Consider the following 12,228-nt stretch of genomic DNA (forward strand, 5'->3'; position numbering starts at 1 on the left):
TCTCCCCGATGGAGTTCGAACAGCACCACCACAAGACAGCTAAACTCTCACTCGCAGCATGAACCCCTGTGTCCACACTCCGGGGGTCACCTCAGCCCCGCCCTTGTGATCGGCTTTGGCAAGCTCGGTTCCTCCATTGCCCGGCTCCTGCATGCCAAGGGCGTACAGGTCACCGTCTTCGACATCGACCCGGTACGCCGCACCCAGGCCCTGTCCCAGGGGTTCGCCGTCGCGCGCGATCGCGAGACCGCGCTCACCGGCGCCGGCTTGGTGCTCTGCGCGACCGGCGCGGTCTCCCTGCGCGGCGAGGACTTCTCCCACCTGCGCAACGGCGCCTACGTCGCCACGGTCACCTCCAGCGAGGACGAGCTCGACCTTGCCGGCCTGCCGGACGTCTACACCCGCACGGTCGTCGGCGACCACGTAACCCGCTACCAAACCACCGGCCATTACTTCTATCTGGCGAACGGCGGCAATGCCGTCAACTTCATCCACGGCGCGAGCGTTGGGCCGTTCATCTTCCTGATCCAGGCCGAGATCCTCGCCGCGATCAGGATGCTTACCCGCGGAGACCTCGCCCCTGGCATCCACGAGGTCCCCGCACCTGACCGCGAGGCCATCGCGGCGACCTGGCTCTCCTACTTCAACAGGTGATCACCATGCCCATCACGGCCCAGCACATCCGCACCACCATCACCGCGTACCTCGACCAGCACCCCGAGGACAAGCGCGAGATCGACATCGTCCAGGGCCTCCTCGACGACGGCGACGACCTCACCAGCCGCAAGTCCCTGCCGGGACACGTCACCGCAGGCGCGATCCTCATCGGCCGCGACGGCCGTGTCCTGCACATCCTCCACAACGCCACCGGCAAATGGCTGCTGCCCGGCGGCCACATCGAGCCCTCCGACGACACGCTCCTGCAAGCCGCCGGCCGCGAACTCGCCGAGGAGACCGGGATCCCGCCCCACGTCGTTACCCCGCGCGGCAAGCTCCCACTGCACATCGACGTCCACCCCATCGACGCCAACCCCGCCAAGGATGAGCCCACCCACCAGCACTTCGACTTCCGCTTCCTGTTCCGTACCACCGCCGACATCGGCGAACTGCAGACCGAAGAGGTCACGGACGCCGTGTGGCGCACGGTGGACAGCCTCGCGGACGACCAGCTGAGGCAGCGGGTTGCACACGCGCTTCTCTGACCATCGAGGGGTCGGCGACTCCCCTGACTCTGCGAGGCGAAGCGGCAAGGAGCGAGCCTGCCGCCGGATGCGTAGTGGCTGTGCTCCCCGTCCTCATGGCGCACTCGGTGAGGGCGAGCGCCGATCCCGATGGATCTGTTCGCCGCTTGTCGCCATACATGGGCGGCCAGGGTGGCGCGAGCCACCTCTGGTCTCGGGAACGTACAGGTCAGGTCAGAAGCTGGTGTGGCAAGCAGGGAGCCTTGAAAAGAGGGTTGTTTGTGAGCTCTTGAGTGGTTCTATTGTCGTCTGGTGTTGTGTACCGGGGCGGCGTCCAGTGTTCGGCAGCAGGACGAACACCTGCGCGGAAACCGTCCGGTGCACTTCGGCAAGGCTCGGGGCGAGGTGGCCAGGACGACGTGCCTCGCCATCGAAGGCGACGCACGATCCTTCGGGGAAGTAGAGCGGGAGCGATGGCAACAGTAGAACAGCAAGTGAAGAGCGCCGACGACGTGATCTGCCAAAACCTTGCCAACCCAGTAGGCGACCGAGGCTTCCTTTCACAGAACGTGCTGGGCCAACTCCGGAATCTTGTCGAGGGTCTCGCTGTCTGGGCGCACCATAATGATCGCTCTGCTGAGTTTCACTACAACCAGGTCGGGCCAGCTCTGGATGCCGTTAAGGCGCTCGCCAAGTTCAGGCTCTTGAGTAGATTCCATGGCCTACTCCAGGCCAGCGTCTCGCACTACACGCTGGATCGCGACCCCTCCGAGCGGTTGATGCTGAAGTACTACGAGTACCTACTCCGCACCCGCGACCTCGCAAAGGATCAGCTCGGGATAACGATCCTGACAAACATCGAACAATTCCCGATCGACCTCGACCCCTCGTTGCGGGAGTACTACGAGAAGATTGCGGCCTGCATCGAGCAGGGAAAAACGAGGCTGCCCTCAAGTCCACGTCGCGAGCGATACTACCTTCACAGCTCGCGACCATTCTTCATCGCTGGCCGTATTTACTATGAGGTTACGTTTCATCTCGCCCACAACCGGACGAGTAAGTTCGATCGCGTCATTGGGTTCACCGACATCGACGTCACCGACAAATACGCGGCCAGTCTGGAGCTGGCGAGCGAGACGATCGAGGTACTCGGCAAGAAAATGCCGATCACGCTGATCCGCTCGTGGGAGGTGTCAATCCGACCGTGCGAATTCGACAACTTCGCGCGCCTCTTCGACGCCTCGCACGGCAAGGTCAGTAGGTCGCATTCCGAGTACCGCAACCTGATGCGGTACCTCACAGCAACACGATCAAGCCTGCTTGATCTCATGGATATGACTGATGCGGCTTACGGCTCGCTCCGCTCCTGGGCGCTCGACGACACTCAACGAAATGCGACTATCTTCCCTGTCCTAGACCGCGCGCGCTCACTCATCCGCAACAACCGGCCAGGTTCTCGTCTCTTGCGGTACCTCATGCTGCGGATGAACAACCGCATTATCAAGGCACAGTTCGATGCCGACCAGTGTTCTGCGCTCTCCGGGCTGCGCGTATCTTGGGGTTGCAAGCCCTTCGACACGATGCCGTTCTGCACATCACCACGCGGGCATAACCCGCGCTTTGGGGACCTTGCCGAGAGTCTGGACGCAAGGACTCGGCCTCACGAGCTGCTGGCCAGAAGAGTCAGGAGCAATGTCGAGCAGCACGGCGTGATCTATACGCCGTCAGCTGAGCTGGAGGACCTCGGTGACCTCGACGAGCTGATCGCGCGCCACAACGGCATGCTTCCGCCCAAAGAACGACACGCACGAAGGAAGCTGGCTCAAGCAAATGGGCATGTGTTCATCGTCGGTTACGAGGACGACACGGTCTCGATCATCAACAAACTCCGGGAAATCTCTGCTAGTGGCGTCCCTAACCACAGCAGTGACGTGCAGGCATGGATTGACGTGAACCCCGGCGTCATCGATGACCCTTTGAAGGCTACAGCTCTGACCGAGTTGTTCGAGCACTCGAATGTCGCCCTCGTCTACGGCGCGGCCGGTACGGGAAAATCGACGATGGTGAATCACATCGCGAACTACTTCGAGGGCACGCGGAAGCTCTTCTTGGCACATACCAATCCGGCCGTCGACAACCTGAAGCGACGAGTACAGGCGCCGAACTCCGAGTTCAGCACGATCAGCAAGCACGTGCGCAACGGTACGTCGTTCGGAGCAGCGTACGACGTTCTGGTAATCGACGAGTGCAGCACCGTGAGCAACGCAAGCCTGCTCGATGTACTTGAGAAGACATCCTTCGACCTTCTCGTGCTTGTTGGTGACGTATACCAGATCGAGTCGATTGAGTTTGGCAACTGGTTCAGCATCATCCGGTCGTACATCCCGAGCGAGTCTGTATTCGAACTAACAGAGCCCTTCAGGACGACCGATCAGGGTCTTCTCACGCTGTGGAACAGGGTGCGGAACCTGGACGACCACATCGAAGAGTCGCTCTCGAAGAATGGCTACTCGACGGTTCTGGGAGACTCACTATTTCAACATAGAAGCGACGACGAGATCGTGCTCTGCCTTAACTATGACGGCCTGTACGGCATCAACAACGTTAACCGGTTCCTGCAGGCGAGCAACCCTAATCCAGCTGTCACTTGGAGCGAGTCCACCTACAAGGTCGGAGATTTGGTACTTTTCAACGAGTCTGATCGGTTCAGCTCAGTCATTTTCAACAACCTGAAGGGAAAGATCGTCAAGATCGATCGCGCGCCAGGCCGTATCACTTTCGATGTGAATCTCGAACGGGATGTCACTGAAGACGATGTGCTCTTCACAGGTCTACGCTGGGTGGAAGGCTCGACTGTCCAGTTCGATGTCTTCGAGCGTGGCGATAGCGACGATGACGACGACTCCGTCACCACCATTGTGCCGTTTCAGATCGCTTACGCCGTATCGATCCACAAGGCACAAGGTGTTGAGTACGATTCAGTGAAGATTGTCATCACGGATGCCAACGAGGAGAGCATCTCCCACAGTATTTTCTACACCGCGATCACACGCGCTCGGAAGCGTCTCGAAGTGTTCTGGACTCCGGAAACGCAGCATCGAATCCTGAGCCGTCTCGCGGTGCACGAGAACACGAAAGACGAACATCTGATGAAGATCCGCCGGGGTTTGGTCCCTGTTGAGAAGCGACCGAAGCGCCAAAAGACGCGCCAGCTGCCGTAGGCGCCGGCAGCGATAACAACGGCGGCGCCGTGGAGCATCCCTCAGTCGACACGAGAGGTGTGGGCCGGAGGTGCCTCATCGCTGTTGGGTGAACTGGCCTCAAAGCGCTCGCTCGGGCTACCTGGAGCGGCTCCTCCAGCACACCATCGTCGTCAAGAAGGTACTACCCGGCGCCCTGGTCTCAGTTCTGGTCTCATTCACCCCCATCCACCACCGTCCGCCACCTGCCCGACGCCCTGCTCCGCACCAGGTCAGGACACCCACGACCCCCGCCGGACCCCCGTACGAACATTTGGAAAGCGTGTTGGGGGCAACCCCTCACGAGTTCGAATCTCGTATCCTCCGCCATTGCTCTCACCGGGCAATACGTCGAAGGCCCCCGCAGCTTGCTGCGGGGGCCTTCGACGTTGTCGGTTGCAGTTCTGGTCTCAGTCGCTCCACTCACAGGGAGGGCTTGGCCGAGCCTCTGGCTCCCCGGCCGCCGAGCAGGGGCACCTGCCGGACAGAGACAGAGCACCTTGAGTGGTGGTCGCTGCCGCCGCCGATCTCCGAGGCTCACGACGCTGTCCCCTTCGGAAGCAGGACGATCCGTCGGGCGGTTCGGTTCGGCCGGCATGCAGAGGCAGCCCGCCTACGAAGCACTACCGCATCACCCTTGAGATCCCTTTCCTCCGCCACCCAGCCGCCGATGCCGGCCGCGACTCGTACGGGTCGGCCGACCCGCCCACGCCGCTGATCCGAACGAAGCACGAACAGGCAGCGGTCAAGCAACGGCCACTGGACGGCCGTGGTCCAAGGCAAGCCTCTGCGGACGAACGGCCAGAACCTGCGGGCCGAATGCCGCCAACACCGACAGCGCACCGAGCCTTCGGCCGGAGGACCGGATGCTGGTCGTCGGCGGCCGGAACGGCATGACGACGACGCCCTCGGCGGCGAATGGTGCGGGGTCGAGGCAGGTCATGCCGCCGGTCCCGCACACATACGCGCGGGCGCCCGTCACGACGCAGAGGTCGGCGAGGCGCCGGGAGCGGCCCGGCCGGGAGGGCAGGTCGCCGCTGGTGAGGATCTGGCCCTGCCTGCCGAGCCGGTCCAGCTGCAGGCGGGTGGAGGCTGCGGCTACGGCAGCGGTCCCTCCCGGTGTCGAAGGCGTCCAGCACCGGGCCAGGCCTCGGGCGAGGGCCGGCCAGTGTGGGCCGGCTCCTCAGTGCTGCCGCAGCATCCCCTCGGTCTTTCGGCGGGCCCGGTCGGGATCGTCGATCAACGCGTCCCGGATGAGAGTCGGCCGTCCATGGGGGAGGCGTGTGGGGACGGTGAGCCACTGCCGACGGTCCGGTTCGTCAAGGGCGCCGAGGCGAGCTCGATGCTGGTCGTCGCGGCGGGTGAACTGCACGTCGTCCAATTTTCCGAGCGTCGAGTGTGTAGAAGAGCCTCTGAACTGGAAGTTCACGTCCCGTGCATGTCCGCGACGTGGAGGACAGCGCTGCAGGCCGCCGTTCTGTCAGCGCCCACGTCGTCAGCGGCGAGACGGGCAGTCGGGGCCAGTCGGACGCGACCCGGCCTCAGGAATGACCTGCGAGCGGACCAGTCCTGCGGCCAGGGCGTGTGTCGGCAGTGAGGATGCCTACTCCGCCCAGGCCAGGGCGGCGTCCCGCCAGGTGGTGTAGGGGATCAAGGGGCCGGAATCCGCACGTCGGTGGCGGTGGCCCCACCCTGTCGGGCGTCCAACCCGCCTCACCAGGACGCTTCGTGGGCCGCCGCATCCACGGAGATCACCGTGGGCCTCGCACCGGAACGCGTAGCGCTTGATCCCCTACACCACGTCGTGGGACACGCCCCTGGGCCGTGCGGCCCCAGGAGGGCCAGGGGTTGTGTTCAGCGTTCGAGTAGTGGCACAACGGCGCGGGCGAACTCTGCTGGCTCAGCGCTTGCGCCCACGTGGTTGCCGGGCATGTCGATCAGAGGTAGTCCCAACTGGCCAGCAAGTGCTTGGCTGGCCCGGCGCGCCATCTGGTGATGGCTCAGCGCGCCGGCGCATAGCGCCACCGAAATCCGACGGGTGGCTTCGATGTCGGGCACGTAGAAGACCGTGGGGCCAGCCATCCGCCCCAGGAAGTAGCGGTTCTTGTCGAGTTCCTCAGCCGGCAGCTCGGGTAGAGCCATGTGCGTGGGAGGCGTCTGATCTGGGCCTGTGTGGTGGCCCGCGCCGCTGAAATCAAAGAACTCTTGCACCGCCCATTGCGGGTCAGTTTCCGCCGCTGCGAACGCTGCCGCAGCGCGGTCCTCCAGGCCCGCGTCGTCTAGAAGAGATACAAGGGGCGGCTCATGCAAGACGGCCCGGTCGACCAGATGGGGACGCTGCTTGGCCAGCTCTAGCAGCGTCACGGCACCGCCACTGGTACCGACGAACAGCGCGGGCCCGCCGGTGAACCGGTCGACGAGTGCCGCAAGGTCCTCCGCCAGGACCTCGGGCGTGGGCGCAGCCATCCCCGACACCGCCCGGCTGGCACCGATGCCGCGCGGATCGTGGGTGACGACCCTGAACCGTCCTGCAAGCTCGTGCGCCAGCGCCGCAAAGCCAGCTCGCCCCGCCGGCGCGCCAACGAGGAACAGCAGTGGCCCCTCGCCCTGGACGCTGAAGGCGATCGTGCAGTCCGGCCGGTCGAGAAGTTCCAACGAACTCGTAAACCGATCGCTGTAGTCCGCGATCTTCCGGCTGATCACTCCAAGGGCACGGTCCAGCTCCTCTCGGCGATCTTGGACGCGACGGCGGTGAGCCGTGAGCAACTCCAGGCGCAGGCCGGCTGGATCGGTGACCTTGTCGTCGGCGCCCGTGAACTGCGCAATGTCGGCCAGTGGCATCCCCGTCTCACGGAGATGGACCAACATGCGGATCAGCTCGACATCGACCGTCGTGTACTGGCGACGGCCCGCGTTGTCGCGCCGAGGAGACGGCACGATCCCCTGACGTTCGAAGTAGCGCAGCGTGTCGGGCGCCAGACCGATCCGCGCCGAGACCTCCGCGATGCCGAACACCTCATCTGCCTCATCCATGCCACAAGCCTCAGCGTTGGACCTCGGTACAAGTCAAGCGATCATCACCCGGCAAATTCAATCAACCTGTCTGGTCAGTACAGCTAGCTTTGCGGGACGTCCTTTACGAACACGATGCCGCTGGAGCAGATCGCCCCACTGATCGCCGAGGTGCGGGCGGCCGGCGGGCTGGAGCCGCTGGAGCCGCATTGTGCGACTGGCACGGTCGGCTGTCCGCCCGCGGGCGGGCGATGCTGACCGGGGCCGCAGAGCTGGAGGTGTACCTCCTCGAGCGCGGATGAGACTTCGGTCGCCAGCCGAAAAAACGAGAGTCGTCTCGTCAAGGCAGATCCATGGCTCTGCTTTGGGTCAGCAGTTCGGCAAGCTGGGCTTCGAGTTCGGCGGCACGCTTGTCGAGGAAGCGGTTGTTCTCGCGTGCCCCCTTCAACCGGTCTTCCAGGCTCCTGCGTTCGCTGGTGAGTTGCTGGATCTGGCGTTTGAGGGTGGTGTTCTCCGTCATCACGCGCTGGACGGCGTCCTTGGGCGTGGTGCTCATGGCTCCTCGGTGGTGGATGTGTAGGCCGCGTCGCTGGCGAGGTCGCTGGTCTGAAAGGCGGTGTTCCAGAGGCGGTGGTAGAAGTCCTGGGGCCGGCGGAGGTCCAGCGCCAGGGCGTCTTCGAGCAGGCCGAGACCGGCCAGTTCCCTTTCCAGGCCATCGATGGCCCGTGCGGTCGGTTCGAAGACCTGGTGGAGGTAGTCCGCGGTGGCGTCGTCGGACGCCCGCTCGGCGATACTTCGCCACTGTTCCTGTTTGCGTCGCCAGTAGAGAAGGTCGGCGCCGGAGAGGACGAATTTGTCGCAGCCTTCGCAGTTGAGCTTCCAGGGGCAGGCGTCGCCGTTGACCACGGGTTGGAAGGTGCAGAAGCCGCCCTCAGCCGGGGTGCTGCGGCGGCTGAGGTCCAGAGCCAGGGCTGTGGCTTGCTCGCGGCTGAGAGGTTCCGCGCCAGTGAGGAGTTCGCCGGGACGGGCGGCTCCGGGGCCGGAGACCCAGACGGCTTGCAGGACGGTCTCGATCTCGGAGTCGGCGACCTTGGCGTAGTGCTCGGCCATCCGGTCGGAGACCTGACCGAGGTAGCGCCGGATGTGGGCAAGGCTGGCGCCGTTGCTCAGGAGCTTGGTGGCCAACGTGTGATGCGCCTGGTGCGGGACGCATTTCACGAGGTCGAGGCTGTCAACCGGACCAGCCGTTCATCCGCAGCGTGGGTGTCTCGAAGAAGGCGAGGCCCATCAAGCGGGTGGAACCCGGTGACGGCCGGCCGCAGTGCGTAGCCCACGTCGTGCAGTAGAGCCGCCGAGGTCAGGATTTCCGCATCGTCTCCCACACAGCCCGTGAGTCCTTCACGCGCTGCGCGCCCCCTTGCGAGTGCGCCCACCGACGGGAAAGCGGCTCACGCAACTCCACTTCGGCCACCGAGCATGCCCACTTACTGACAGGCTTGGCGTCCCACCTCGTCGCTTGGAGGACGGCATGAGTGCCGATCTTGGTCCGCTGGTCGCAGCGCGCAACAGCGGCAGCGAGCCGATACGGGCCAATGGCGAGACAGTGGGCAGGCTCACCGACTTCTGGAGCTGGGCATGCTCCGACCTGGCCAACAACACCATGCGTGGCGTCCTGGCTGAGTACCTTGTGGCCACAGCGCTGGGCGCCGCCACCGGTACCCGTACAGAATGGGACACGGTTGACATCCGTACGCCCGAGAAGTGGCGCATCGAGGTGAAGTCGACGGCCTACCTGCAGTCGTGGGCACAGTCCCAGCCGTCGAAGGTCTCGTTCGGCATCGCGCCGGCCTCCGGCTGGGATGCCCAGACCGGTGCCACGTCAGCCGAAGTACTGCGCCGCTCGGACGTGTACGTCTTCTGCCTGCTGCACCACCAGGACAAACAGACACTCGATCCGCTCGACCTCGACCAATGGACTTTCTACGTCCTGCCCACCCGAGTCCTGGACGAACGCTGCCGGATCCAGAAGACCATCAGGCTGTCCAGCCTGGAGCGCCTCAGCCCACTGAAGACCGATTTCGCCGGCCTGCCGAAGGCAGTGTCCGCGTGCGTGGACGGTACGCGGTAGCCCCAGGTCAGCGGGCTCACTCCGTGTGGTGAGCCCGTCCCTGCCTTCCCCGCTCACCGCCCCTTGCCCACAAGTGAGATCGAGCAGGCCGCCGGGGAAAGCGGGTTGGGGCTGCCCCTCACGAGTTCGCGTCTCGTACCCTCCGCCATCGCTCCCACCGGGCAATACGCCGAGGTGCCCAGCAGGGTGATCCGCCCCCTCGGCCCGGCGGTGCGAGGGGGCGGGTGTGGTCATGGGCCGGGCCGCTGGACGGCCGCGTTCTGGAGCGCTTCCAGGCCGCGTGCGATGAGAACCTGTGCCCGGCTGCCGGGCCGGACGCAGGCCAGGAGCCTTCGGACGGGGGCCGCCGGACCCGTCAGGGGGACGCGCCGGAGGGGCAGGTCCTGAGGGAGTGGGGCCTGTCGGGGCATGAGGCAGATGCCGTGTCCGTAGGCGACCAGGGCGGCGACGGCGGTCCAGTCGATCGCGCTGTGTGCCACGCGCGGGGTGAACCCGGCGGCCGCCGCGGCGTGCAGGAGGACCGGGTGCTGGTCCCTGGGGTCCCCGGCCTGGATCCAGGTCTCCTGGGCGGCGTCCGCCAGGCGTACGGATTCGCGGCGGGCGAGGGCATGGTGATCGGGTACGACCAGGTCCTGGGGTTCTTCCGCCAGCACCACGTGTTCGAAGAGGCCACCTCCCGCGGACGAGACATCGAAGACGGCGATCACCACGGCGATGTCCACCCGGTGGGCGAGCAGAAGGCTGAGGCGGTCTTCGTCGGGGTGCTCGTCGAGGCGGCAGACCATCTCCGGGAACCGGTCGCGCAGTGCCTGTGCCGCCGGGGCGATCACCCAGGCGAGGGCGCTGGCGACGCCGGTGATCCGCAGGAGGCCGGCGGTTCCCCGCCGGTGGGAGTCCAGGACGGCGTCGGCCCGTTCCCATTCGGCGTTCATGGCCTCCACGTGCTCGACCAGTGCGAGCGCGGCGGGAGTGAGCCGCACCCTTCGGCCCTCCGGTTCCAGGAGTTTCAGGCCGAGTTCGCCCGACAGCTGACGAAGCTGCTGGGAGACCGTAGGGGGCGAGAGGTGCAGAGTCGCTGCCGCGGCGGTGACGGTTCCTTCCGCGTGCAGGGCGCGCAGAGCCTGTAGACGAGGGTCGATCATGTGGCTTCTCCGAACGGAACGGTGTGGAACTTTCCCATGGACGCTGTCAGGACGCCCGGACAAGAATGAAGATCCGCGCCCACGACGAATGACGCTCGCACAGGGGCCCGTGCGGATCCGCTTCCCACACTGTCCGCTCCGAGCCCACGGGAGGCTTGTTGTGCTCGACTCCGCTGTGGCGGGAGCGCTGGCCGGATACGGTCTCGCGATCCCGGTGGGAGCCGTCGCCGTACTGATGATCAATCTGACGGCCCGGACCTCGTTCCGCGTCGGGGCCGCGGCGGCGATCGGTGCGACGACGGCGGACGCGCTCTACGCCGTGATCGCCGTCGTGGGAGGAGCGGCGGTGGCCACGGCCATCCAGCCCTTCTCCGAACCCTTGCGCTGGACGGCCTTCCTGGTCCTGGCGGTGATGGCCGCGCGGATCGCCATTACCGGACTGCGGAGGCAGAAGGACGGCGCGGCGCAGGAGCCGTCCGAGGAGACGGCCGTCAGCCCACGCCGGTCGTTCGTGATGTTCCTGGCGCTCACAGCGCTCAACCCGTGGCCCGCCCTGTACTTCGTCGCGCTCATCCTCGGACATCAGGCCCTCCAGGATGCATCGTGGGCGGAATCCGCGGTCTACATCGCGGCTGTCGTCACCGCGTCCGCGAGTTGGCAGTTGCTGCTCGCCGGCGGTGGGGCGGTTTTCGGCCGCTTCATCACCGGCCCACGAGGTCGAAAGGTCACCGCCGTGGTGTCCAGTGCTCTGATTCTGGGACTCGGCGCGCACATGGCTCTGGGATGACATGAAACGGGGTGTACCCCAGGAGCGCTTTCCGCCTGGGGTGCACCCATCATTCTCCCGGTACACCTGGGCCCGGCCCCGTTACATCGCCAGGGCCTTTTCCTCCGATTGTTTCAGCTGCTCCAGGACCCACTCCCGGAACGTGATGATGAGGCTCTCGTGCGGAGTGTGGAACTCTTCGAAGTACTGGGACCCTGCCGCCTTCTGAACCCTGACACACGCCTCGAAGTCCTCGCGGGCCGTGACGTCCACAAGTGCTACGGCATCGTCCGGGGAGAAATCGGGATGCTCCATGGCCCCGGGATGAAAGAGCCACTGCGTGACGACCTTGGTGCGGTCGGGACCCACTGGATCGAACCGCATACACATCACGTGGTCCGGGATGAACATGAGGTGCACATTGGGCCAGAGCAGGATTCCGTGGAAGGTGCGCGCATCTTCTTCCGGAACACCGGGAAGCCGGGCCGCCGCCGCTTTTCCGGAGAGCGAGAACCCGGTGGCACCGTCAGCCAGTGCGGAGCCGCGCTTCTGAGGACCTTCGGGGCCGCTTACCGTCCCGTATCCGGAACGCCAACTCGGAAGAATCTGACAGATTTCCGGATGCATGGTGGGGCAGTGATAGCACTCACAGAAATTCTCGTAGAGTGACGGCGGCCGTGGCAAAGTCCAGGTGTGCGGCCAGCCGAGTCCAGGCTGATGGCCACCGGAAATCCAGGTGGACGGCCGTCTGATCAGTGGT

The 12,228-nt window shown here is 65.1% G+C and carries 9 protein-coding genes and 3 pseudogenes; 6 read left to right on the forward strand and 6 right to left on the reverse strand.

Annotation, left to right across the window (positions count from 1 at the left end; translation table 11 throughout):
• Positions 1 to 87 precede the first annotated feature (87 nt).
• From ACIGJO_RS35550 to ACIGJO_RS35560, 3 genes and pseudogenes are all read left to right on the forward strand, one after another.
• Positions 88 to 654 (forward strand): annotated as a pseudogene (locus tag ACIGJO_RS35550) (NAD-binding protein); the annotation flags it as partial.
• Positions 655 to 659: 5 nt separating this feature from the next.
• Positions 660 to 1,202 carry an NUDIX hydrolase gene (locus ACIGJO_RS35555; RefSeq protein ID WP_399965553.1) on the forward strand — a complete coding sequence of 181 codons (543 nt, stop codon included), beginning with the start codon at positions 660 to 662 and terminating at the stop codon, positions 1,200 to 1,202.
• A gap of 452 nt (positions 1,203 to 1,654) precedes the next feature.
• Positions 1,655 to 4,402: an ATP-dependent RecD-like DNA helicase gene (locus ACIGJO_RS35560; RefSeq protein ID WP_399965555.1), complete on the forward strand. Its 2,748-nt coding sequence runs from the start codon at positions 1,655 to 1,657 to the stop codon at positions 4,400 to 4,402.
• A gap of 763 nt (positions 4,403 to 5,165) precedes the next feature.
• Here the strand turns inward: ACIGJO_RS35560 and ACIGJO_RS35565 are convergent.
• Together ACIGJO_RS35565 and ACIGJO_RS35570 are read right to left on the reverse strand one after the other, a co-directional pair.
• Positions 5,166 to 5,849: pseudogene (locus tag ACIGJO_RS35565) on the reverse strand (WbqC family protein).
• 425 nt (positions 5,850 to 6,274) lie between these two features.
• On the reverse strand, positions 6,275 to 7,453 hold the full coding sequence (locus ACIGJO_RS35570) for an alpha/beta fold hydrolase (RefSeq protein WP_399965558.1): 1,179 nt from the start codon (positions 7,451 to 7,453) through the stop codon (positions 6,275 to 6,277).
• Positions 7,454 to 7,573: 120 nt separating this feature from the next.
• On the opposite strand from ACIGJO_RS35570, the pseudogene ACIGJO_RS35575 reads away from it, so the two are divergent.
• Positions 7,574 to 7,734 (forward strand): annotated as a pseudogene (locus tag ACIGJO_RS35575) (MerR family transcriptional regulator); the annotation flags it as partial.
• 38 nt (positions 7,735 to 7,772) lie between these two features.
• On the opposite strand, the gene ACIGJO_RS35580 reads toward ACIGJO_RS35575, so the two are convergent.
• Positions 7,773 to 7,988 (reverse strand): hypothetical protein, encoded by a 216-nt coding sequence (locus ACIGJO_RS35580; protein WP_399965560.1) that lies wholly within the window; start codon positions 7,986 to 7,988, stop codon positions 7,773 to 7,775.
• The gene (locus ACIGJO_RS35585) at positions 7,985 to 8,617 is read right to left on the reverse strand and encodes a hypothetical protein (protein WP_399965562.1); all 633 of its coding nucleotides are present in this window, start codon (positions 8,615 to 8,617) and stop codon (positions 7,985 to 7,987) included. Before ACIGJO_RS35585 ends, ACIGJO_RS35580 begins: the two co-directional genes overlap by 4 nt.
• Positions 8,618 to 8,960: 343 nt before the next feature.
• Between ACIGJO_RS35585 and ACIGJO_RS35590 the strand changes: the two genes are divergently transcribed.
• Complete coding sequence (locus tag ACIGJO_RS35590; RefSeq protein WP_399965564.1) at positions 8,961 to 9,560, forward strand: hypothetical protein; 600 nt, start codon at positions 8,961 to 8,963, stop codon at positions 9,558 to 9,560.
• 230 nt (positions 9,561 to 9,790) lie between these two features.
• Here ACIGJO_RS35590 and ACIGJO_RS35595 read toward each other — a convergent pair whose 3' ends face one another.
• On the reverse strand, positions 9,791 to 10,702 hold the full coding sequence (locus ACIGJO_RS35595) for a LysR family transcriptional regulator (protein WP_399965566.1): 912 nt from the start codon (positions 10,700 to 10,702) through the stop codon (positions 9,791 to 9,793).
• Between the two features lie 160 nt (positions 10,703 to 10,862).
• Here ACIGJO_RS35595 and ACIGJO_RS35600 point away from each other — a divergent pair, with 160 nt between their 5' ends.
• Complete coding sequence (locus ACIGJO_RS35600; RefSeq protein ID WP_399965568.1) at positions 10,863 to 11,489, forward strand: LysE/ArgO family amino acid transporter; 627 nt, start codon at positions 10,863 to 10,865, stop codon at positions 11,487 to 11,489.
• Between the two features lie 81 nt (positions 11,490 to 11,570).
• Here ACIGJO_RS35600 and ACIGJO_RS35605 read toward each other — a convergent pair.
• A partial coding sequence (locus ACIGJO_RS35605; RefSeq protein WP_399965570.1) for an SRPBCC family protein occupies positions 11,571 to 12,228 on the reverse strand: 658 nt, incomplete at its 5' end.

The organism is Streptomyces sp. NPDC079020 (assembly GCF_044542225.1).
Taxonomy (GTDB): domain Bacteria; phylum Actinomycetota; class Actinomycetes; order Streptomycetales; family Streptomycetaceae; genus Streptomyces.

Bases quoted from the DNA above. Each gene is read 5' to 3' on its own strand.
- ACIGJO_RS35555 (WP_399965553.1), top strand. From the start codon at position 660: ATGCCCATCACGGCCCAGCACATCCGCACCACCATCACCGCGTACCTC.
- ACIGJO_RS35560 (WP_399965555.1), top strand. From the start codon at position 1,655: ATGGCAACAGTAGAACAGCAAGTGAAGAGCGCCGACGACGTGATCTGC.
- ACIGJO_RS35570 (WP_399965558.1), bottom strand. From the start codon at position 7,453: ATGGATGAGGCAGATGAGGTGTTCGGCATCGCGGAGGTCTCGGCGCGG.
- ACIGJO_RS35580 (WP_399965560.1), bottom strand. From the start codon at position 7,988: ATGAGCACCACGCCCAAGGACGCCGTCCAGCGCGTGATGACGGAGAAC.
- ACIGJO_RS35590 (WP_399965564.1), top strand. From the start codon at position 8,961: ATGAGTGCCGATCTTGGTCCGCTGGTCGCAGCGCGCAACAGCGGCAGC.
- ACIGJO_RS35595 (WP_399965566.1), bottom strand. From the start codon at position 10,702: ATGATCGACCCTCGTCTACAGGCTCTGCGCGCCCTGCACGCGGAAGGA.